Origin of the sequence: Pseudomonas sp. MYb541 (assembly GCF_037479595.1) — a bacterium.
Lineage (GTDB): Bacteria > Pseudomonadota > Gammaproteobacteria > Pseudomonadales > Pseudomonadaceae > Aquipseudomonas > Aquipseudomonas canadensis.
In genome coordinates this window covers 72,752-95,374 of the sequence record NZ_JBBGYS010000016.1, presented here as the reverse complement: position 1 = coordinate 95,374, position 22,623 = coordinate 72,752, and the positions used below count along the sequence as shown (strand labels likewise).

The 22,623-nt window shown below is 62.6% G+C and carries 4 protein-coding genes; 2 read left to right on the top strand and 2 right to left on the bottom strand.

The window, feature by feature from the left end; all coding sequences use genetic code 11:
* Positions 1 to 85: 85 nt before the first annotated feature.
* Both WH299_RS12240 and WH299_RS12235 read left to right on the top strand, forming a co-directional pair.
* Positions 86 to 1,738, top strand: a complete 1,653-nt coding sequence (locus tag WH299_RS12240; protein ID WP_123476669.1) for a cyclic peptide export ABC transporter — start codon at positions 86 to 88, stop codon at positions 1,736 to 1,738.
* A 154-nt stretch (positions 1,739 to 1,892) separates the two neighbouring features.
* Complete coding sequence (locus tag WH299_RS12235; RefSeq protein ID WP_339550372.1) at positions 1,893 to 4,274, top strand: TonB-dependent siderophore receptor; 2,382 nt, start codon at positions 1,893 to 1,895, stop codon at positions 4,272 to 4,274.
* 138 nt (positions 4,275 to 4,412) lie between these two features.
* On the opposite strand, the gene WH299_RS12230 is transcribed toward WH299_RS12235, so the two are convergent.
* Both WH299_RS12230 and WH299_RS12225 read right to left on the bottom strand, forming a co-directional pair.
* A complete protein-coding gene (locus WH299_RS12230; protein ID WP_445262706.1) occupies positions 4,413 to 14,828 on the bottom strand; it encodes an amino acid adenylation domain-containing protein in 10,416 nt (3,471 codons plus the stop codon).
* Between the two features lie 10 nt (positions 14,829 to 14,838).
* Positions 14,839 to 22,620 (bottom strand): amino acid adenylation domain-containing protein, encoded by a 7,782-nt coding sequence (locus WH299_RS12225; RefSeq protein WP_339550371.1) that lies wholly within the window; start codon positions 22,618 to 22,620, stop codon positions 14,839 to 14,841.
* Between the last annotated feature and the right edge of the window lie 3 nt (positions 22,621 to 22,623).

Sequence of the window (22,623 nt, the reverse complement as noted above, 5' to 3'; positions counted from 1 at the left end):
TAAATAGTCGCGCCAATCCTTCGTTTGTCATGGGTAAGGGTCTGTGTGCCCAGTCCCCTCTTTTCTCACTTTCCGGGAAGTATTTATGACCGACCCCAAGCGCGGCGCCTTCAACGGTCTGCTCGCATTGCTCAGGCCCTTTCGCACCATCGTGACGGTCTCCGTCGCCCTGGGCATGGCCGGCGGCCTGGCCATCACGTTGCTGCTGGCGACGATCAATAACGCCCTGCACTCTACGACCGGGATGACGCAGGGCGTGATCCTGACGTTTGCGGCGCTGTGCCTGTTGGCCCTGACCAGCTCGATCGTCTCGGACATTGGCACCAACTACGTCGGCCAGCGAATTATCGCGGCCCTGCGCAAGGACCTGGGTGAAAAGGTGCTGTCGGCGCCCATCGAACAGATCGAACAGTACCGCTCCCACCGCCTGATTCCGGTGCTGACCCATGACGTCGACACCATCAGTGACTTTTCCTTCGCGTTCACTCCGCTGGCCATCGCAACGACGGTGACCCTGGGCTGCCTGGGCTACCTGGCCTACCTGTCGGTGCCGATGTTCCTGATGATGGTGGTCGCCATCATCATTGGCAGCAGCGTGCAATTCATCGCCGGCGCCAAGGGCATTCGCGGTTTCGATGAGGCCCGCGACCAGGAAGACGAGCTGCAACGCTACTATTCCGCAATCGCCTCGGGCGCCAAGGAATTGCGCATCCACCGGCCCCGCCGCTACCGCATGAACACCCACCGCATCCAGGAAACCGCCGACCGCATCAGCGATATCCAGGTGCGCTCGGTGAACATCTATATCGTCGCCAAAACCTTCGGCTCGATGCTGTTTTTCGTGGTCATCGGCCTGGCCCTGGCGATGCAGGCCTACAGCCCCAACCCGGACCCGGCGGTGATCACTGGCTTCGTACTGGTGTTGTTGTACATGAAAGGCCCCTTGGAGCACGTGGTGGGTTACTTGCCAATCATCGGCAAGGCGCGGATTGCGTTTGCGCGTATCACCGAATTGTCCGACCGTTTCTCGTCGCCCGAACCCCACCTGTTGATGGATGGCAGCGAAGCCCCCACGCCAGTAGTCAACAGCCTGGAACTGCGCGGCGTCAGCTACAGCCCGCCGCCGGTGGAAGGCAGCCAACCGTTCCACCTTGGGCCGATCAACCTGAGCATCAAGCAGGGCGACATCGTGTTTATCGTGGGCGAGAACGGCTGCGGCAAGACCACCCTGATCAAGCTGTTGCTGGGCCTGTACCAACCGCAGGCCGGGGAAATTTGCCTCAATGGCGAAACCGTGACCGATCCGGCGCGCGACGACTACCGCCAGTTGTTCACCACGGTGTTTGCTGACTATTACCTGTTCGATGACCTGGTCCAAGGCAGCGCCACCCAGTCACTGGACAGCGCGACCAAGTACCTGGAACGCCTGGAAATCGCGCACAAGGTCAGCGTCAAGGACGGCGTGTTCAGCACCACCGACCTGTCCACCGGCCAGCGCAAGCGCCTGGCTCTGGTCAATGCCTGGCTGGAAGAACGGCCGGTGCTGGTGTTCGACGAATGGGCCGCCGACCAGGACCCGGCCTTCCGCCGCGTTTTCTATACCGAGTTGCTCCCGGACCTCAAGCGCCTGGGCAAGACCATCATCGTGATCAGCCACGACGACCGCTACTTCGACATCGCCGACCAGTTGGTGCGCCTGCGCGCCGGCCAAGTGGTGCACGAAATGGAACCGGCGTGAATTTCTTTTCCGGTTTCTACAGGTAGGAACGTCTCACTAGTGGTAATGAGAACCAACCCCAACAAATATTTAAAATCTGCCCACTAAATACCTAGAAGAGAATTCACCCATGCCAGCAACATTTGGTCTGAGTCCCTTGAGCAAGGCACTCTCCATGCGCCGCCTCTTGAACACCCACGTGCTACCTGGCGCGATTGCCGTTGCGCTGACGCTGCCAGTCGCCGGTTATGTTCAGGCGCAGGAGATCGAGCTGAATGTCCCTGCACAGTCGCTGGGTAGCGCTCTTCAAGAATTTGGTAAGCAGGCCAACCTGCAAGTGCTGTACAGCCCGACCGACGTCGAAGGCAAACGCAGCCACAAGGTCAAGGGCAAGTTGCAGCCTGGCCAGGCCATGACCACGCTGCTGACCGGCACCGGCGTGAACTTCGACCTGCAAGGCAACACGATGACACTGACTGCCGGCCGCTCGTCCGCCCTGGAGCTGGGCGCCACCCAGGTGACCGCCAACCAGCTCGGCACCATTACCGAAGGTTCGGGTTCCTATACACCCGGAACCATCGCGACCGCGACCCGCATGGTGCTGACGCCACGGGAGACGCCGCAATCGATCTCGGTGGTGACCCGCCAGGCCATGGATGACTTCAACCTCAAGTCGATCGACGACGTGATGCGCCATACCCCCGGCATCACTGTTGCCGCGTATGACAGCGAACGCACCAGCTACTTCTCCCGTGGCTTTGCCATCCAGAACTTCCAGTACGACGGCATTCCCATCCTGCAAGACGCCCAGTATTCGTCCGGCCACACCCTGACCGACACAGTGATCTACGACCGCGTCGAAATCCTCAAGGGCGCGACCGGCCTGCTGACCGGCGCCGGTGGCCCTGGCGGCACCATCAACATGGTCCGCAAGAAGCCGACCTCGGAATTCAAGGGCTACATCGACCTGGGCGCCGGTTCCTGGGACAACTACCGCTCGGAAGTGGATGTGAGCGGTCCGCTCACCGAATCCGGCAACGTGCGCGGCCGTGCGGTGGCGGCCTACCAGGACAAACACACGTTCCTCGATCACTACCAGCGCAAGACCAACGTGTACTACGGCATCCTGGAATTCGATCTGGCGCCGGACACGCTGCTGACCGTCGGCGGTGACTACCAGGACAGCGACCCACAAGGCTCCAGCTGGTCAGGGGCAGCGTCGCTGTATGATTCCGAGGGCAACCGCATCAGCACCTCGCGTTCGTTCAACAACGGCGCCAAGTACAGCAAGTGGGCCCAGTACACCCGCACCGGGTTCGCGACCCTGGAACATACGTTCGATAACGGCTGGGTTGGCAAGGCGCAGTACAACCACCAGATCAACGGCTACAAGGCACCGTTGTCCGCCCTGCTAGCACCGAACGCAGCCACCGGCAAGGCTTCGCTGCTTACGCGTACCTACAATGGCGAGACCACCAGCGACACCGGCGACCTTTACGCCACCGGGCCGTTCAGCCTGTTCGGCCGCGAGCATGAACTGGTAGTCGGCGCCTCGGTCTCGCGCTCCCGCTGGCTGGGCCGCGACTACACCAACGCCACCAACTACAACAACAGCCACGATTACTTCGATTGGGACGGCGACGCGCCCAAGCCTGACCGTGGCCCGCAGACCAAGCGCAACGACGAGCTGACCCGCCAGAGCGCCCAGTACATCACCGGCCGTTTCAGCCTGGCCGATGACTGGCACCTGATCCTGGGTACCCGAGTCAACAACTACGAGGTCAGCGGCACCAGCCAGGTCAAGGACACCGGCAAGGTCGTGCCTTACGCCGGCCTAACCTACGACTTCACCGAGAACCTCTCGGCCTATGCCAGCTTCACCGAGATCTACCTGCCTCAGGACGACTACCGCGACCGCAACAACAAGCCGATCGAACCGGATGAAGGCAAGAACTATGAGGTCGGCTTCAAGGGCGAATTCTTCGATGGCCGCCTCAACGCCAGCCTCGCCTACTTCGAAGTACACGAGAAAAACCGTGCCATCGACGACAATGACTACATACCCGACAGCTACCCTGGTCTTGACTACGCGTCCAAGGGCACCGAGGCCAAGACCAAGGGCTATGAAGCGGAAGTCTCCGGCGAGCTGGCCCCCGGCTGGCAGTTGCAGGCGGGCTACACGCACAAGATCATGCGCGACAAAGACGGTGAAAAACTCTCGACCTGGGAGCCGGAAGACCAAATCAACCTCTACACCAGCTACAAGCTGACCGGCGCCCTCGACAAGCTGACCCTGGGCAGCGGCGTGCGCTGGCAGGGTACGGGCTGGAAGGTGCTGACCAACAACTACACCACCGGCAGCCAGGATAAACTCTCCCAGGATCCGCTGTGGCTGGTGGACCTGATGGCCCGTTACCAGGTCACCGAGAACGTATCGGCCAGCCTCAATGTCAACAACATCTTCGACAAGAAGTACTACACCAACATCGGCTTCTACAATTCGGTCTACTACGGTGACCCGCGTAACATCATGCTCAGCACCCGCTGGAACTTCTGATGCATAGACGCTAGCCGTTCCAACCAAGCCCCTGGCCATGCGCAATGACCAGGGGCTTTTTAGTGCCTGCCGGCCCGTACACCCGGCACAAAAAAGCCCCTGGCCGTAGAGGCCAGGGGCTTGGGTTGCTGCCGACCGTTACTTCATCGCATCGGCGAAGCTCTGCACAAACGCAGCGTTATCGATGATGCGATCGTGGGTGGAGTCGATCAGCACCGACTGTTGGACACACCCCTGGCCCACCACCTGCTCCATGGTCGCTTCAATCAATTGGCGATGCTGGCCTGCACGGCTGCCGGCGGCCCACCAGCAGCGGATCGGCGCCTTGAGCGGTTTGAAGTCGGCGTCCTTGAGCCGCTGGCCCAGGGTGCGGTCCAGTTCCCAGGAGATCTGCGCTTCATCCCCCTCAAGCAAGCTTGCCTTGATTTCCCGGAACGTCTCGCCCAACGCCTCTTCAGCCCAGGCGCCCAGTGCCTGCCATTGCTGCGCTTGATCACTGAAGAATGCCTGGCTGTCCAACCAGGCGGTGTGGATCTGCTGGCTCGACGCCGGGAACATCACCTGCAACAGTTCAACGCGGCGCTGGTTGACCGACAGTTCATCGTCATCCGCAATCACCGCTGCGTCCCAGTAAGCCTTGAGCCAGTAAGGCGGCGAGGCATCGATCCAGCCGACCACTTCCACCTCACGCCCGGCTTGCTCCAAGGCATGGGCGACTTCCATCGCAAGGTTACCGCCCATGGACCAGCCCGCGAGACGATAGCGACCTTCGGGCAACGCATCGAGCAATTGCCCGGTGTAGTCCTCGACCATCGCTTGCCAGCTCGGTACGGCGCTGCCCTCCTCGGCCAACGCGCGGCAGATCACGCCCATCACCGGCCGCTGCTCGCGCAGTGCCAGGCCGATGGCCTTGTAGCAATGTACCGAGCCGTAGCTTGGGTGGAACAGGAACAGCGGCGTGCCTTCGGTCTGGCTGTTGAGCTTGACGATCAGCGACTGCCCCGCGCCGTTGCCCAGGCAATTCACCTGCCCTGCGACCGTGGGGTTAAGCATCAATTGGCTGACCGACAGCGTCTTGCCGGTGGCCTTGCGGATGCGTTCCTTGAGCATCAACACCAGCAGCGAGTGACCGCCCAGTTCAAAGAAGTTGTCATCCAGGCCAACGCGCTCGACGTCCAACACCTCGCCCCAGATCTTTGCAAGGCGCTGTTCTTGCTCGGTGTGTGGCGCGCGGAACACCTGCTGGTGCTGAGACGCGTCGGGCTTGGGCAAGGCCTTGCGGTCCAGTTTGCCGTTCGGGCTCAGGGGCATCTGTTCCAGCAACACCCACTGCGCCGGAACCATGTAGTCGGGTAAATGCGCCGCAAGGTGCGCACTGAGCGGTTCGCGCCAGTGGTCACCGGTCGTTTGCAGCACCAGGTAGCCGACCAGATGCTTGCCATCGACCACCTGCACCGACGCCTCTTGGACTTCAGCGGTTTCGAGGATGCGCGCTTCAATTTCACCCAGCTCAATACGCAGGCCACGCAACTTGACCTGATGATCCAGGCGCCCGAGGTATTCGATCACACCGTCGGCGCGCTGGCGCACACGGTCACCCGTGCGGTACAAGCGCGCCCCCGACTCGAACGGCGAGGCAATGAAACGTTCAGCGGTCAGCGCGGGACGGCGGTGGTAGCCGCGCGCCAAGCCCAGGCCGCCCAAGTACAACTCGCCCGCCACGCCGACGGGCACCGCTTGCAACTGGGCATCCAGCACGTAGGTCTGCAGATTGGCGATCGGCTGGCCGATGGGTACCGTGTCGCGTTGTTCATCGACGCAGGTCCAGTGGGTCACGTCGATGGCGGCTTCCGTCGGCCCGTACAGGTTGTACAGGCTGGCCGCAGGCAATTTGGCAAAGACCTGTTGCTGCGCGTCCACCGGCAACGCTTCACCGCTGCACACTATGCGGCGCAAGCTCTGGCAACTGGAGACCGCCGCATCCTGCATGAACGCCTGCAGCATCGATGGCACAAAGTGCAGCGTCGTCACCTGTTCGGCGTTGATCAGCGCCACCATTCTCGCCGGATCACGGTGATCCCCTGGCGCCGCGACCGCCAGGCGCGCACCGGTCATCAACGGCCAGAAGAACTCCCAAACCGACACGTCGAAGCTGAACGGTGTCTTCTGCAACACCGTATCGCGAGGGGTCAAGTGGTAGGCCTCTTGCATCCAGCACAAGCGGTTGGTCAACGCCGAATGGCGGTTGCCCGCGCCCTTGGGCTGGCCGGTGGAGCCGGAGGTGTAGATCACGTACGCGAGGTTCTCGCCGTCCAGCGCAAGGCCGGGATTGGTGTCAGGGAAGTCTTCGAACCCAGAGTCACCCAGCAACAGGCATTCGATGCCTTCGGCACGCGGTAGTTGTTCCAGCAGGTGGGACTGGGTCAACAGCAGCTTCACGCCGCTGTCTTCAAGCATGTACGCCAGGCGCTCAGGCGGGTAATCCGGGTCCAGCGGCACATAGGCACCGCCGGCCTTGAGCACGGCGAGCAGGCCGACCACCATCTCGATGGAACGCTCCACGACCAATCCGACCAACACGTCCGGCCCGACGCCAGCCTGGATCAAGCGATGGGCCAAGCGGTTGGCGCGCCGGTTCAAGTCGGCATAGCTCAGGCGCTGCGCGGCGAAGACCAGTGCGGGGGCATCCGGCGTCTGCGCAACCTGCGCTTCGATCAATTGATGCACCGGCTGTTGTGGATAGTCGCGCGCCGTGGCATTCCATTGCCTTACGAGGGTCTGCTGTTCGACAGGCTCCAGCAGCGGCAATTGGCTGACCCGCTGTTGCGGATCATCCAGCATGCCCCACAACAGGTTCTGCCAATGGGCCAGCATGCGCTCGAGAACGGCGGGCGCAAACAGGTCGGTCGCGTACGTCAGGGTGGCGTGGATACCCTCCGCCGAAGCCTGGGTGTCCAGGCTCAGGTCGAACTGCGCGGTCTGGCTGCCCCAATCCAGCCCTTCTACGCGCAAGTCCGGCAGTGACTGCCCCGACGTCATCAGCCCCGCCTCACTCTGGTGGTTGAACATCACCTGGAACAGCGGGTTATGGCTGAGGCTGCGCTCTGGTTGCAGGGCCTCCACCAATTGCTCGAACGGCAGGTCCTGATGGCTCTGGGCGTCCAGGCTGCGGCGCTTGACCTGCTGCAACAATTGGCCGACAGAGAGCTGCCCATCGATATCCGCCTTGAACACCTGAGTGTTGACGAAGAACCCGACAAGGCGCTCCACCTCAACCCGGCTGCGGTTGGCGATTGGCACACCGACGCGGATGTCCTGCTGGCCACTGTAGCGGTACAGCAGACTCTGGAAAGACGCTAGCAACACCATGAACAACGTGACGCCTTCACGCTGCGCCAGAGCATTGAGCCCGGCCGCCAGCGCGGGCGGCAATTCAAGTTGCAGGCTGGCGCCACGGTAGCTTTGCACCGCCGGCCGCGCATTCGCAGTGGGTAGTTCCAGCACCGGCTGTTCGCCGCCTAACAGTTGCTGCCAATACGCCAATTGACGTTCGCGCTCGCCCGCCGCCATCCACTGGCGCTGCCAGTGCGCGTAATCGGCGTATTGCAGCGCCAGTTCCGGCAACTGCGGCGTCTGGCCCTGGCTGTAGGCGGCGTATAGCTGTACCAACTCGTCGACCATCACTTGCATCGACCAGCCGTCTGTCACGATGTGATGCTGCACCAGCACCAGCACATGTTCATCGTCAGTCAGGCGCAGCAAGGTAACGCGCAGCAGTGGGCCACTCTGCAAGTCGAAGGGCCGGGCAATCTCGGCTTCGACCTGCTGTTGAAGATGGGCGGCGTCGGCATCTGCCCGTGCAATCACCAGCGCAGTGGCTGGGCGAATCACTTGAACCGCACGCTCGCCGTCCTGGTGGACCTGGGTACGTAAGCTCTCATGACGCATCACCAATGCGTCGAAGCTGCGCTGCAAGGCCTGTTGATCCAAGTGCCCGTTCAGGCGCAACACGCTGGGAATATGGTAAGCCGCGCTGTGCGGGTCCAGTTGCCAAAGGAACCACTGGCGTTCCTGAGCAAACGACAGCGCCAACGGCTGGTCACGCCCGACCGCCAGCATCGGCGGCGCCAGCGTCTGGTCCGCAGCCTGCAAGGCCAACACAAAGCCTTCCAACTGCGGCGCCTCGAACAAGGTGCGCAAGGCGACCTCTCGTCCAAGCAGTTGCCGCACACGCGAGATCACCTGCATGGCCAGCAACGAATGCCCGCCCAGCTCGAAGAAGTGATCGTTCAGGCCGATACGCTCGGCCCCCAACACCTGCGCCCAGATCGCCGCGACCTGCTGCTGCAACGGCGTTACCGGCTCAACCCAGACGCCTTGCGACTGCGCGGTGTCCGGCTGCGGCAAGCCCTTGCGGTCAAGCTTGCCGTTGGGAGTCAATGGCATCTGCGCCAGGAACATGAAGTGCGCGGGCACCATGTAATCCGGCAGATGGGTTTTCAGCGCACGGCGCAAGGTTTCGCGCAATTGGGTTTCATTGGCGAGCGGGCCCTCGGCCGGCACGACATACGCCACCAGTTGTTTGCCGGTCGGACCGTCCTGGGCGACCACCACGGTTTCGCCAACGTTGTCCTGCTCACGCAGGCGCGCTTCGATCTCGCCCAGTTCGATACGGAAACCACGGATCTTCACCTGATGGTCGACACGCCCGAGGTAATCCACCACGCCATCCGGACGGCCACGGGTCAGGTCGCCGCTGCGATACACGCGGCTGCCAGGTTTGCCGAATGGGTCCGGCACGAAACGCTCGGCAGTCAGTGCCGGCCGTTCCAGATAACCCCGTGCCACGCCCTCGCCGCCCAGGTACAACTCGCCAGCCACGCCGATGGGTTGCAGGTTGAGTTGCGAGTCGAGTACGTAGCCGCTGCGGTTGCCCAATAACGTGCCGATGGGGGCATAAACCGCGCCGCATGGATCACCACGGCGGGCTTTCCACAGCAACGGTGTGACCACGGTTTCAGTCGGGCCGTAACCGTTGAACAGATAGGTCGGCTTGAGTGCGCGCCAGGCCAGGTCGTAGCTGGCCTGGGCTACCGCATCACCGCCAAAGCAGTACACACGCACCTTGGGTGGGTTGCCGTCACGCTCGGCATGCTCGGCCAGTTGCTGCAAGTAAACGGGTGGGAACACGGCCATGGTCACATTGTGGCGGTGCATTTGTGCGTAGGTGTATTCGGGCAGCCACAGGCTGTCATCACGGACCAGCACGCTGGCGCCGTTGATCAGCGGGTGCATCCAGCCTTCGTGGGAGCCGTCGAAGGCGAACGACATGAAGTGCAGTTCACAGTCAGACGGGCTGGTTTCATAGCGCTCGCCGGTCGCGATGATGTGCGCCACCAACGGGCCATGGGACACCGCCACGCCCTTGGGCATGCCGGTGGAGCCGGAGGTGTAGATCACGTAGGCCAGGTTATCGCCGTCCAATGCCACTTCTGGCGCCGTGTCGGCGTGATCCGCCCAGTCTTCGGTGCGATCAATCGCCAGGGTGTCCAAGCCCTCGGGAATCGGCAGTTGCTGCAACGCGCTGCTATGGGTCAGCAACAATTGCGCACGGCTGTCTTGCATCATGTACAGCAGGCGGTCACGCGGGTATTCGATGTCCAGCGGCACATACACGCCACCGGCTTTCATCACCGCGAGGAACGCCACCAGGCTTTCGGCGCTGCGCGGCATGGCGATCGCCACGCGCACTTCCGGGCCGACGCCACGGGCGATCAAGGCGTGGGCCAGGCGATTGGCCTGGCTGTCCAGCTCGCCATAGTTAAGGGTTTGCGCGTCGAATTTGACCGCGATCGCATGCGGATTTTCCCTGGCGCGATCGGCTACCAATTCATGCACAAGACGCTCGGCCGAGAAGCCTGCATCTGCCTGATTCCACAGTTGAAGAATGTGTTGCTGCTCATCAAAGTCAAGCAGGTTCAGCTGCGCGATGGTTTGCTCTTGATCGGCAACCATCGCCTGCAACAGGTTCTGCCAATGCCGCGCCATGCGTTCGATGGTCGACGCTTCGAACAGGTCGGTGGCATACCCCAGCGACGCCCAGAGCCCGTCCGGACTTTGCTGGACATCCAGGTCAAGGTCGAAATGGGCGGTACGCCGGTCCCACGCCAAGCCTTCGATGCGCAACTGCGCCAGCGCCTGGGGTTCATCACTGGTACGACCTTCGGCCTGGAAGTTGAACATCACCTGGAACAGCGGGTTGAGACTCAGGCTACGCTCGGGCTGCAGGGCCTCGACCAGTTGCTCGAACGGCAGGTCCTGATGCGCCTGGGCTTCCAGCGCGCGCTGCTTGACCTGGGCCAGCAACTGGGCAACGGTGGTCTGCCCATCGATATCGGCCTTGAGCACCTGGGTATTGACGAAAAAGCCGATCAGCCGCTCGGTCTCGACCCGGTTGCGATTGGCGATTGGCACGCCGACCCGAATGTCCTGCTGGCCGCTGTAGCGGTGCAACAAGGTCTGGAACGAGGCCAGCAGCAGCATGAACAGGGTCACGCCCTGCGCCTGGGCCAAGGCCTTGAGCTCGGCGGCCAGGGTGGTCGGCAGCGCTACGTCCAGGCGCGCGCCGCGATGGCTCTGTTGTGCCGGGCGCTGATGGTCGAACGGCAATTCCAGTACGGGTTGTTCACCGCCGAGCAGGTCACGCCAGTAATCGAGTTGGCGGACCTTTTCCCCAGCCTCCATCCAGGTGCGTTGCCACACGGCATAGTCGGCGTACTGGATCGGCATACCCGGCAGGTCTGGCGTCCGGCCCTGGCTGAATGCGGCATACAACTGCACCCACTCATCGACCATCACTTGCATCGACCAACCATCGGACACAATGTGATGCTGCACCAGCACCAACACATGGTCGTCTTCGGCCAGGCGCAGGAGGGTCACGCGCAACAACGGCCCTTCTTGCAAATCGAATGGCCGGGCGATCTCGGCCTCGACCTGGGCCTGTAGGTCGGCCTCGTTGACCTCGCCCAACCTGATCGGCAAGGCGGCATCAGTTCGAATCACTTGCCGCGCGCCCTCCGGCTGCACTTGCACATGGGTGCGCAGGCTTTCATGGCGCGCCACCAGGGCCTCGAAACTGCGTTGCAGCGCCGAGACATCCAAAGCCCCCTTGAGGCGCAAGGCGCTGGGGATATGGTACGCAGCGCTGTCCGGGTCCAACTGCCAGAGAAACCACTGGCGCTCCTGGGCGTAAGACAGCGGCAGTGGGTGTTCGCGGCCGACCGCCAGCAGCGGCGGCGCCTGCTCACCTTCCGGCGCCTCCAGTGCGTGCAGGGTGGCGGCAAAACCTTCAAGGCGCGGTTGCTCGAACATCAGTTTCAGCGGGACTTCACGCCCCAATGCATGACGCAGGCGCGACACCACCTGCATCGCCAACAACGAATGCCCGCCCATCTCAAAGAAGTGGTCAGTCAGCCCTACCCGCTCGGCGCCGAGAATATCGGCCCACACTGCGGCGACTTGCTGCTCCAGTTCGGTGACCGGCGCGACCCACACCTGCTGCGATTGGCTGGCATCCGGCTTGGGCAGTGCCTGGCGGTCCAGCTTGCCGTTCGGGTTCAGCGGCATGCGTTCAAGGAAGATCAGGTGCGCAGGCACCAAGTAATCCGGTAATTGTTCACGCAGGATCGACTTGAGCGCTTCGGCGTCGTTTTGCTCGGCAACCAAATAAGCAACGAGCTGGTTGTCGGCCGCCAACACCAGCGTCTCACGCACGCCCGCCTGGGCCAGCAACAGCGCTTCGATTTCACCCAGCTCGATGCGGAAACCACGGATTTTCACTTGATGGTCGACCCGGCCGACGTACTCGATTACACCGTCAGCGCGGTAGCGTGCCAGGTCACCGGTACGGTACAGACGCTCGCTGGTCTCACCGAAAGGGTCCGGCACAAAACGCTCAGCCGTCAGCAACGCACGGTTCAGATAGGCACGCGCCAGGCCACAGCGGCTGCCGATATACAACTCGCCCACGGCGCCCAACGGTGCCAGGTTCAGATCGCGATCCAGTACATACAACGCGCGACCTGGCAGCGCGCGGCCAATCGGGCTGGCGGTGGCGCCGATCAGTTCGGTGCCCGCCGTGCAGTCCAGCACGCTCGATACCACGGTGGCTTCGGTCGGGCCATAGGTGTTGAGCAAACGCACATGGCCGAGCCCGGCGTTCAACCACTGTGCCGGACCGTCCAGCGGCATGGCTTCGCCGCCGATGTGGATCTGGCGAAGCGCGCCGTAGGAACGCGGGCCGGCGGCCAGGCAGTCGAGCAGGAACAGGTTCCAATAGGCGGTCGGCAAGTCGGCCAGGGTAATGCCCTGGGCGATGATTTCATCGTACAACCGCGCGCTGTCCCACAACTCCGGACCGCGCAGCACCACGGTGGCGCCGTGGGTCAATGCCGGGTACAGCTGCTCGACGAAACCGTCGAAGTTAAGGGTCGCGAATTGAAGCACGCGATCTTCAGGGGTCAACCGCGAATAACCCGCGGCAATGCTGGAAAACTCGGTGAGTGCCGCATGGTTGATCGCCACGCCCTTGGGCTTGCCGGTGGAGCCCGAGGTGTAGATTACGTAGGCCAGGTTTTGCGGCGAGACCGCTACCTGCGGGTCGCGCTCAGGGCACAGCGCCAGGCGCGCATCCGCCAGGTCCAGCGTCGCCATGCCTTCGGGCAATGGCATCGGCACATGGGCCTGGGTCAGCACCAGGCGCACGCCGCTGTCTTCGAGCATATGCAGCAGGCGTTCACGCGGGTATTGCGGGTCCAGCGGCACGTAGGCGCCGCCGGCCTTGAGCACCGCCAGCAGGCTCACCACCATATCGAACGAACGCTCGACCGCTACGCCCACCAACACTTCCGGGCCAATGCCCAGACTGATCAAGTGATGGGCCAGACGATTGGCCTGACGGTTCAGCTCAGCGTAACTGATGGACTGATCGTCCAGGCACAAGGCAACTGCGTCGGGATGCTGCTGAACCTGGGCTTCAAACAATCCCTGTACACCCACAAGGTCCTCAAACGCCGCCGCGCTGTGGTTCCAGTCTTGCAACAACCGGCGTTGCTCGTCGTCGACCAGCATCGCGAGTTGCGCAATGCGATTGCTGGCGCGCCCGACCACTGAACGCAACAACGTTTGCCAATGCTCAGCCATGCGCTGCACGGTCGCCACGTCGAACAGGTCAGTGGCATAGGTCAGCGACGCCCAAATGCCTTCGGGCGATTCCTGGGTATCCAGGCTCAGGTCGAACTGCGCACTCAGGCTGTCCCACTCCAAGGCTTCCACCGCCAGCCCCGGCAACTGCTGCTCACCACGTACCCGACGGCCTTCGGTCTGATGGTTGAACATCACTTGGAACAGTGGGTTGTGGCTCAGGCTGCGCTCGGGCTGCAAGGCCTCCACCAACTGTTCGAACGGCAGGTCCTGATGACTCTGGGCCTCCAGCGCACGTTGCTTGACCTGGGCCAGCAACTGACTGAAGGTCATTTGACCGTCGATGTCGGCCTTGAGTACCTGGGTGTTGACGAAAAAGCCGATCAACCGCTCGGTTTCCGACCGATTGCGGTTGGCAATCGGCACGCCAATGCGGATGTCCGACTGCCCGCTGTAGCGATACAACAGGGTCTGGAACGATGCCAGCAACAACATGAACAGCGTCACGCCTTCGCGCTGGGCCAACGCCTTGAGGCCCGTGACCAGTGCTGCGTCCAGGCCAATGTCCAGGCGCGCACCGCGGTAGCTCTGCACGGCCGGACGCGGGTGATCAAGCGGCAACTCCAACACCGGCTGCTCGCCGCCTAACCGCTCGCACCAATAACCGAGCTGACGCTCCTTTTCGCCGGCTTCCATCCAACTGCGCTGCCACAAGGCGTAGTCCGGGTATTGAATCGGCAAGTCCGGCAGGCGCAGGTCTTGGCCCTGGCTGTAGGCGACGTACAACTGCACCAGTTCGTCGACCATCACCTGCATCGACCAACCATCGGAGACGATGTGGTGCAACACCAGCACCAACACGTGATCATCGGGCGCCACCTGCAGCAACTTGACCCGCAGCAGCGGGCCTTGTTGCAGATCAAAGGGCTTGGCGACCTCCGCTTGCACCTGCGCTTCAAGCTGCGCGGCGTCACCCGTTTCGAGGGGGATATCCAGCTGCAATTCAGGCCTGACCACTTGCAGCACCTGGTCAAGATCCTCTTGCAAGTAGGTGCGCAGGCTTTCGTGGCGGGCGATCAGGCTGTCGAAGCTGCGTTGCAAGGCCGCCCGGTCAAGGCGGCCTTTCAACCGCAGGGCGCGCGGCAGGTGGTAGGCCGGGCTTTGCGGCTCCAACTGCCACAAAAACCACTGGCGCTCCTGGGCATAAGAGAGTCGAAGGGGTTCACCTTCCTGACGCTTGAAAACCGGGGCAATCTCAAACAGGTTGATGCCTTGCTGCTTGAGCATTACCGCCAACGCTTTCTTTTGTTGCGCCGAAAGTGACCCTACCGACTCGATTAATGCTTGCACGCCACGCCCCTCAGGAAATCAATTTATCCAAATCTTCTGCTGATAGACGTTTGAGGGCCTCCAAGGATTTAGCCAATGCGTCCTGCACCGGCGAATTATTTGTTTGCTGGGCGGCGACATGGGCACTGAACTCGGCCAGGGTCGGCGTGGTGAAAATCGATTTGACGTCGAATTCGGCGTGCAACTGCTCGCGCAGGCGCACCACCACCTGGGTTGCCAGCAGGGAATGCCCGCCCAGCTCGAAGAAGTTGTCGTGCAGGCCCACCCGCTCCACGTCCAGCACTTCGGCCCAGATCGCGGCAATCTGTTGCTCCAGTTCGCTGTTCGGGGCGACGTACTCCCGGGCTTGCAGGCTGGCGTCGGCTTTCGGCAGGGCTTTGCGGTCCAGCTTGCCGTTGGGGCTCAGGGGCATCTGCTCCAACACCATCCACTGGGCCGGGACCATGTAGTCCGGCAGCTGTTGCGCCAGATGGGCGCTTAGCACATCGCGCCAGTCGTCATCGGCGTTTTGCAGCACCAGGTAGCCCACCAGGAACTTGCCATCCACCGCCAGTACGGCGGCCTCACGCACCCAGTCGTGTTCCAGCAGGCGCGCTTCGATTTCGCCCAACTCGATGCGCAGGCCACGCAGCTTGACCTGATGGTCGATACGCCCGGCGTACTCGATCACACCGTCTTCGCGGTAACGCGCCAAGTCGCCCGTTCGGTACAGGCGCTCGCCCTTGACGAACGGGTGGGCAACAAAACGCTCGGCAGTCAGTGCTGGACGACGATGGTAACCGCGCGCCAGGCCGATGCCGCCCAGGTACAACTCGCCCAGCACGCCGACCGGCACCGGCTCGAAGTTGCTGTCGAGGATGTAGCACCCGAGATTGGCAATCGGGCGACCAATCGGCACTGCATCGCGGCCTTCATCGACACAGGTCCAGTGGGTCACGTCGATGGCGGCTTCGGTCGGACCATACAGGTTGTAGAGCCCGGCCTGGGGCAGCTTGGCGAAGACCTGCTGCTGGGCGTCCACCGGCAAGGCCTCGCCGCTGCACACGATGCGGTGCAGGGTGTGACAGGTCGCAACCGTCGGGTCTTGCAGGAAGGCCTGCAACATCGACGGCACAAAGTGCAGCGTGGTGACCTGTTCTGTATTGATCAGCTTGATCAACTTGGCCGGATCCCGGTGAGCGCCCGGCGCCGCAACCACCAGGCGTGAGCCAGTCATCAGCGGCCAGAAGAACTCCCACACCGAAACGTCGAAGCTGAACGGGGTCTTTTGCAACACGGTATCGCTCACATCCAGGCCGTAAGCCTCCTGCATCCACTGCAGGCGGTTGGCCAGGGCCGAATGACGGTTGCCGGCGCCTTTGGGTTGGCCGGTGGAGCCTGAGGTGTAGATCACATAGGCGAGATTTTCGCCGTTCACCACAATTTCAGGATTGGCGTCGCTGTAGCCTTCGAACGCGGCTTCACCCAGCACCAGGCTATTCAAGCCTTGCGGAATCGGCAGTTGCTCAAGCAGATGCGCCTGGGTCAGCAGCAGTTTCACGCCGCTGTCGTCGAGCATGTACGCCAAACGATCACGCGGGTATTCCGGGTCCAGCGGCACATAGGCGCCACCGGCCTTAAGCACCGCAAGCAGGCCTACCACCATTTCAATCGAACGCTCTACCGCCAGGCCCACCAGCACGTCCGGGCCCACACCGGCCTCGATCAATCGATGAGCCAGGCGATTGGCACGCCGGTTCAGCTCGTCATAGCTCAAGCGCTGCTCGGCAAACACCAGCGCCGCAGCGTCCGGCGTGCGCGCCACCTGTTGTTCAATCAGTTGATGCACACAGTGCTGTAGCGGGTAGTCCTGCGCCGTGGCGTTCCAGTCAACGACCACTTGTTGGCGTTCCGCCACCTCCAGCATTGCCAGGTCGCCCAGGCGTTGTTGGTCGCCTTCGAGCATGGCTTGCAGCAGGTTGACCAAATGGCGGCCATAGGTTTGCACCGTGACTGCGTTGAAATGCGCACGCGCATAGCTGAATTGCACCGACAGCGTGTCACCGACATCCACCAGCACCGTCAGCGGAAAGTTGGTTTGTTCGCGAGAATCCGTCAGGCCGAAACGGATGCCACTGCCACCGCCCTGCTCCAGGGCCTTGGACACCGGATAGTTTTCAAACACCAGGATGTTGTCGAACAAGGCTTCACCGCCCTGCCCGGCCCAGCGCTGGATATCGTACAGCCCGGTGTGTTCATGCTCACGCAACGCCAGGTTCTGCGCCTGCACCGCTTGCAGCCAGTCGGCCACGGTGTGCTGGGCGTCCACTGCGCAGATCACCGGCAGGGTGTTGATGAACAGCCCGATCTGCTGCTCCACCCCCGCCAACTCTGCCGGGCGCCCGGCCACGGTGGCACCGAAGGACACCACCGGCTGCCCGCTATGGCGCTGCAACAGGACCAGCCACGCCGCCTGGATCAGGGTGTTGAGCGTGACCTTGTGATTGCGCGCGAAGGCTTCAAGCCGTTCAGTCAGTGCGCGATCCAGGCTGAGCTGATGCTCGCCATGCCCCTCCGCCGCCGTCGGCTGGCTGCTGCCCAGGCGCGTGGGTGCTTGCAGAACGCTCAGTTGTTCGCGCCAGAAAGTTTCAGTCGCTGCGGCATCACGCTGCTGCAGCCAGCCGATGTAGTCGCGATAACGCCCGGCCGCTTCAGGCACTGCGACACCGGCATAACGTTGCAGCACTTCGCCGAACAGCCGCGAATTGCTCCACCCATCCATCAAGATGTGATGGCTGGTGTAGATCAGTTCATGGCGTTGCTCATCGGTGCGCACCAGCACCAGGCGCACCAGGGGCGCCTTGGCCAGATTGAAGCCCTGGCGGCGCTGGGCCTCCTGAAGGTTCTGCAATTCCAGTTCGCGCTCCGGCATCGCGCGCCAATCGAGGTGTTCGATCGGCAACCGAGCCTCGCGATAGACCACTTGGCACGGCCATTCGAGCTGGCCCTCCCAAAAGAACCCGCTGCGCAGTACATCGTGGGCTTGCACCGTGGCATCCCAAGCTTGCTGGAACCGCGCCACGTCCAGGCCATCGGCCGTCACGCGGATCTGGTTGATGTAGTCGCCGGCAGTCTGTTCATACAGGGTGTGGAACAACATGCCCTGCTGCATCGGCGACAGGGTGTAGATGTCTTCAACGGCATCGGCGGCCAACGGCAAGGATTCCAACTGCTGCTGGTTCAGGCGCGACAACGGGAAGTCGGACGCCGTCACGCCGTTGTTGCCAGGGGTGCAGCAGTGTTCAACCAATGCCGTCAGTTCGCGGGTGAAGGCCTGGCTCAAGGCTTCGATCTGCGGCGCGTCGAACATCAGCGGGCTGAAGGTCCAACCCATTTGCAGTTCGCCGCCGTACACCTGGCCGTTGAGGGTCAACCAGTTGCCCAGTGGCGCATCCGGGCTCTGTTCGGCGCCAGCGTTTTCCGAAGCTGGTGTGAACAGGCCGTCCGGCTGGTCAAAGCTGCCGTCGAACTGGCCCAGGTAGTTGAAGGTAATGCGCGGCACCGGCAGCGCGCTGAACGCCTGGCGCGTGGCGTCGTCACCCAGGTAACGCAGCGCGCCGAAACCCAGGCCTTTGTCCGGCACGGCACGCAGTTGCTCCTTGACCTGTTTGATCGAGGTGGCCAGGGATTCGGCCGGGGTCAGGCGCACCGGGAACAGGCTGGTGAACCAGCCCAGGGTGCGGGTCAGGTCGATGTCGTCGAACAGGTCTTCACGGCCATGGCCTTCCAGCTGGATCAGGCTGGAGGCTTGCCCGGTCCATTGGCAGATGACGCGTGCCAAGGCGGTCAGTAGCAGGTCGTTGATCTGAGTGCGATACGCCGTGGGCGCCTGTTGCAGCAATTGCCGGGTGCGCTCGGCATCCAGTTGGCTGACCACCGTCTGGGCCAGACGGCCGGGACGTGCGCCTTGGGGATCACGGCAGGGCAAATCGGCAGGCACGCCTTGTAGCTGTTGCAGCCAGAAGGCTTTTTCCGGCTCGATCGATTCGCTGCGGGCATGCGCCTGCAAACGCTCGGCCCAGGCCTTGAACGAAGACGTTTTGGCCGGCAATTTCTGCTGGCGATACAGGCTTTGCAGGTCCTCGAGGAACACCCGCCAGGAGACACCGTCCACCACCAGGTGGTGCATGACCAACAGCAGGCGCTGGGAGCCGTCAGCCATTTCTGCGAGTACCGCACGCAATAATGGGCCTTGTTGCAGGTCGAGGCTGCGCTGGGCGCGCTCGCACAGGGCTTGCAGTTCGGCGGCGTCCTGCACACTGGCCTGCCATAGCAGCGTTACAGGTTGCGCATCATGCCGCGCAGTCCAGCCTTCGGCTTGCTGGCTGAAACTCAGGCGCAGCACGTCGTGGTGCAGGGTGAGCGCTTGCAGCGCAGCTTCCAATGGCTCGGCCAGCAGAGGCTGGCGTGGCGTCAGCAGCAAGGACTGGTTCCAGTGGTGACGGTCCGGCAGGTGCATATCGAAGAACAGTTGCTGGAACGGCAGCAACGGCGTCGCGCCCTGCACCGGGCCCTGGTCGATCACCTGTGCCGTCTGCAACTGCGCCACGCGGGCCAGGCTGCGCACCGTCTGGTGCTGGAACAGCGCCTTGGCGGTGAAATGGATACCGGCCGCCCGAGCGCGGCTGACCACCTGGATGGAGATGATCGAATCACCGCCACGCTCGAAGAAATTGTCGTTCAAACCCACCTGCTCAACGCCCAGCACGTCGGCCCAAATCGCGGCGATCTGTTGCTCCAGCGCACTGTGCGGCGCTTCGTAGTGGTGAGTGGCTTCGGGTTTGGGCAGCGCCTTGCGGTCCAGCTTGCCGTTGGGACTCAGGGGCATCTGCTCCAGCAGCACCCATTGCGCGGGCACCATATAGTCCGGCAAGTGCTGGCCGAGATGGACGCCCAGCACGTCACGCCAGTCATCGCTGGCATTTTGCAGCACCAGGTAGCCGACCAGGTATTTACCGTCAACCGCCAGCACGGCGGCCTCACGCACCCAGTCGTGCTCCAGCAGGCGCGCTTCGATTTCACCCAATTCGATGCGCAGGCCACGCAGCTTGACCTGATGGTCGATACGCCCGGCGTACTCGATCACGCCGTTGTCTCGGTAGCGCGCCAGGTCGCCGGTGCGGTACAGGCGTTCGCCCTTGACGAACGGGTGAGCGACAAAACGTTCGGCGGTGAGCGCCGGTCGGCGGTGGTAACCCCGCGCCAGGCCGATACCACCCAGGTACAACTCACCCAGCACGCCTACCGGCACCGGTTCGAAGTTGCTGTCGAGGATGTAGCAGCCTAGGTTGGCAATCGGACGGCCGATCGGCACCGCATCGCGGCCTTCGTCCACGCAAGTCCAGTGGGTCACGTCGATGGCCGCTTCAGTCGGGCCGTACAGGTTGAAGAGTCCGGCGTGCGGCAGCTTGGCGAAAACCTGTTGCTGGGCATCCACCGGCAAGGCCTCGCCACTGCACACAATGCGTTGCAGGCTCTGGCAGGTCGACACCGCCGGATCCTGCAGGAAGGCCTGCAACATCGACGGTACAAAGTGCAGCGTGGTGACCTGTTGTTGATTGATCAGGTTGATCAGCTTGGCCGGATCACGGTGATCACCCGGCGCGGCGACCACCAGGCGCGCGCCAGTCATCAGCGGCCAGAAGAATTCCCACACCGACACGTCGAAGCTGAACGGGGTCTTTTGCAGCACGGTATCGCCGGCGTCCAGGCCATAGGCTTCCTGCATCCATTGCAGGCGGTTGAGCAACGCCGAATGACGGTTGCCCGCGCCTTTTGGCTGACCGGTGGAACCTGAGGTGTAGATGACATAGGCCAGGTTTTCGCCGTCCAGGGCAATGCCGGGGTTGGCGTCGCTGTAGCCTGAGTAATCCGACTCACCCAACACCAGGGTTTCCAGACCTTGGGGAGTCGGCAACTGATCACGCAGATGCGCCTGGGTCAGCAGCAGTTTCACGCCACTGTCTTCCAGCATGTACGCCAAGCGATCACGCGGGTATTCCGGGTCCAGCGGCACATAGGCGCCCCCGGCCTTGAGTGCGGCCAGCAAGCCGACCACCATGTCGATGGAGCGCTCCACGGCCAACCCTACCAGCACGTCCGGCCCTACGCCGGCTTCAATCAGGCGATGGGCCAAGCGGTTGGCGCGGCTATTCAGTTCAGCGTAGCTCAGGGACAGGTCGTTGAAGCACAACGCCGGCGCATCTGGCCGTGCCAGCGCCTGGGCTTCGATTAACTGGTGCACCCACTGCCCTTGCGGATAGCCGCGCTCGGTGGCGTTCCATTGATACAGGATGTGCTCGCGCTCATGGGCGTCGAGCGTCGCCAGGTCCTGCAAAGGCAATGCGCTGTTCGCCACCGCGTCACGCAGCAGGCCCAGCCAATGCTCACCCATCCGCGCGACAGTCGCGGCGCTGAACAGGTCGGTGGCATAGGTCAACGAGGCCCAGATGCCCTCGCCGCTTTCCTGGGTATCCAGGCTCAGGTCGAACTGGGCGCTGTGGCTGTCCAACTCCAGGTTGGCCACGCTCAGGCCAGGCAGTTGCTGTCCTGCGGAATGCGAACGGGCCTGATGGTTGAACATCACCTGGAACAGCGGGTTGTGGCTCAGGCTGCGCTCGGGTTGCAGCGCTTCCACCAACTGTTCGAAGGGCAGGTCCTGGTGGGCCTGGGCCTCCAACGCACGGCGCTTGGTGTGCTGCAGCAACTGGGCAAAGCTCATTTGGCCATCGAGGTCGGCCTTGAGTACTTGCGTATTGACGAAGAAGCCAATCAGCGACTCGGTCTCGACGCGATTGCGGTTGGCAATCGGCACGCCGACGCGAATATCCGGCTGGCCGCTGTAGCGGTACAGAAACGCTTGGAAGGACGCCAGCAACAGCATGAACATCGTCACGCCTTCGCGCTGGGCCAGGGCCTTCAACCCCTCGACCAATGCCGGTTCCAGCGCAATATCCTGACGCGCGCCACGAAAGCTCTGTTGCGCCGGACGCGGTTGGTCGAACGGCAGTTCCAGCACCGGCTGCGTGCCGCTGAGCAGTTCACGCCAATACGTCAACTGACGGGCCTTCTCCCCCGCTTCCATCCAACTGCGTTGCCATAGCGCGTAGTCGGCGTACTGGATCGGCAGCGGCGCCAAGGCACAGTCCTGCCCCTGGCTGTAGGCGGCGTAGAGCTGCATCAGTTCCTGCACCATCACGCCCATCGACCAACCGTCGGAGACGATATGGTGTTGCACCAATACCAGCACGTGCTCCTGGTCACTCAGTGCAAGCAAGCTGACACGCAGCAAAGGCCCCTGCTGCAAATCGAAGGGACGGGCGATTTCAGCTTCTACCGATGCCTTGAGGTTTGCCTCGTCAACCGCGCTTTCGGCGATCTCGATGACAGCCTGTGGGAGTACTGCCTGGGCACGTTGCTCACCGTCCAGATGCAGACGGGTGCGCAGGCTTTCATGACGTGCCACCAGGGTGTCGAAGCTGCGTTGCAGGGCCGCCTTGTCCAGGCACCCGCTCAGGCGCAGGGCACCAGGGACGTGATAGGCGGCACTGTCCGGGTCCAACTGCCAGAGAAACCATTGGCGTTCCTGGGCGTAGGACAGCGGCAGGTGCTGGCCGTCCTCGCGGATCGAGGCAATCGGCAGTTGGGCGAAGCTCATGCCCCGGCTTTGCAGGCGTTGGTAAAACTGCTGGCGCTGTTCCAGAGGCAGGCGAAGAAAGCGCGAAACCAGATCGATGTTTGGGTTGGAAAGCATGGG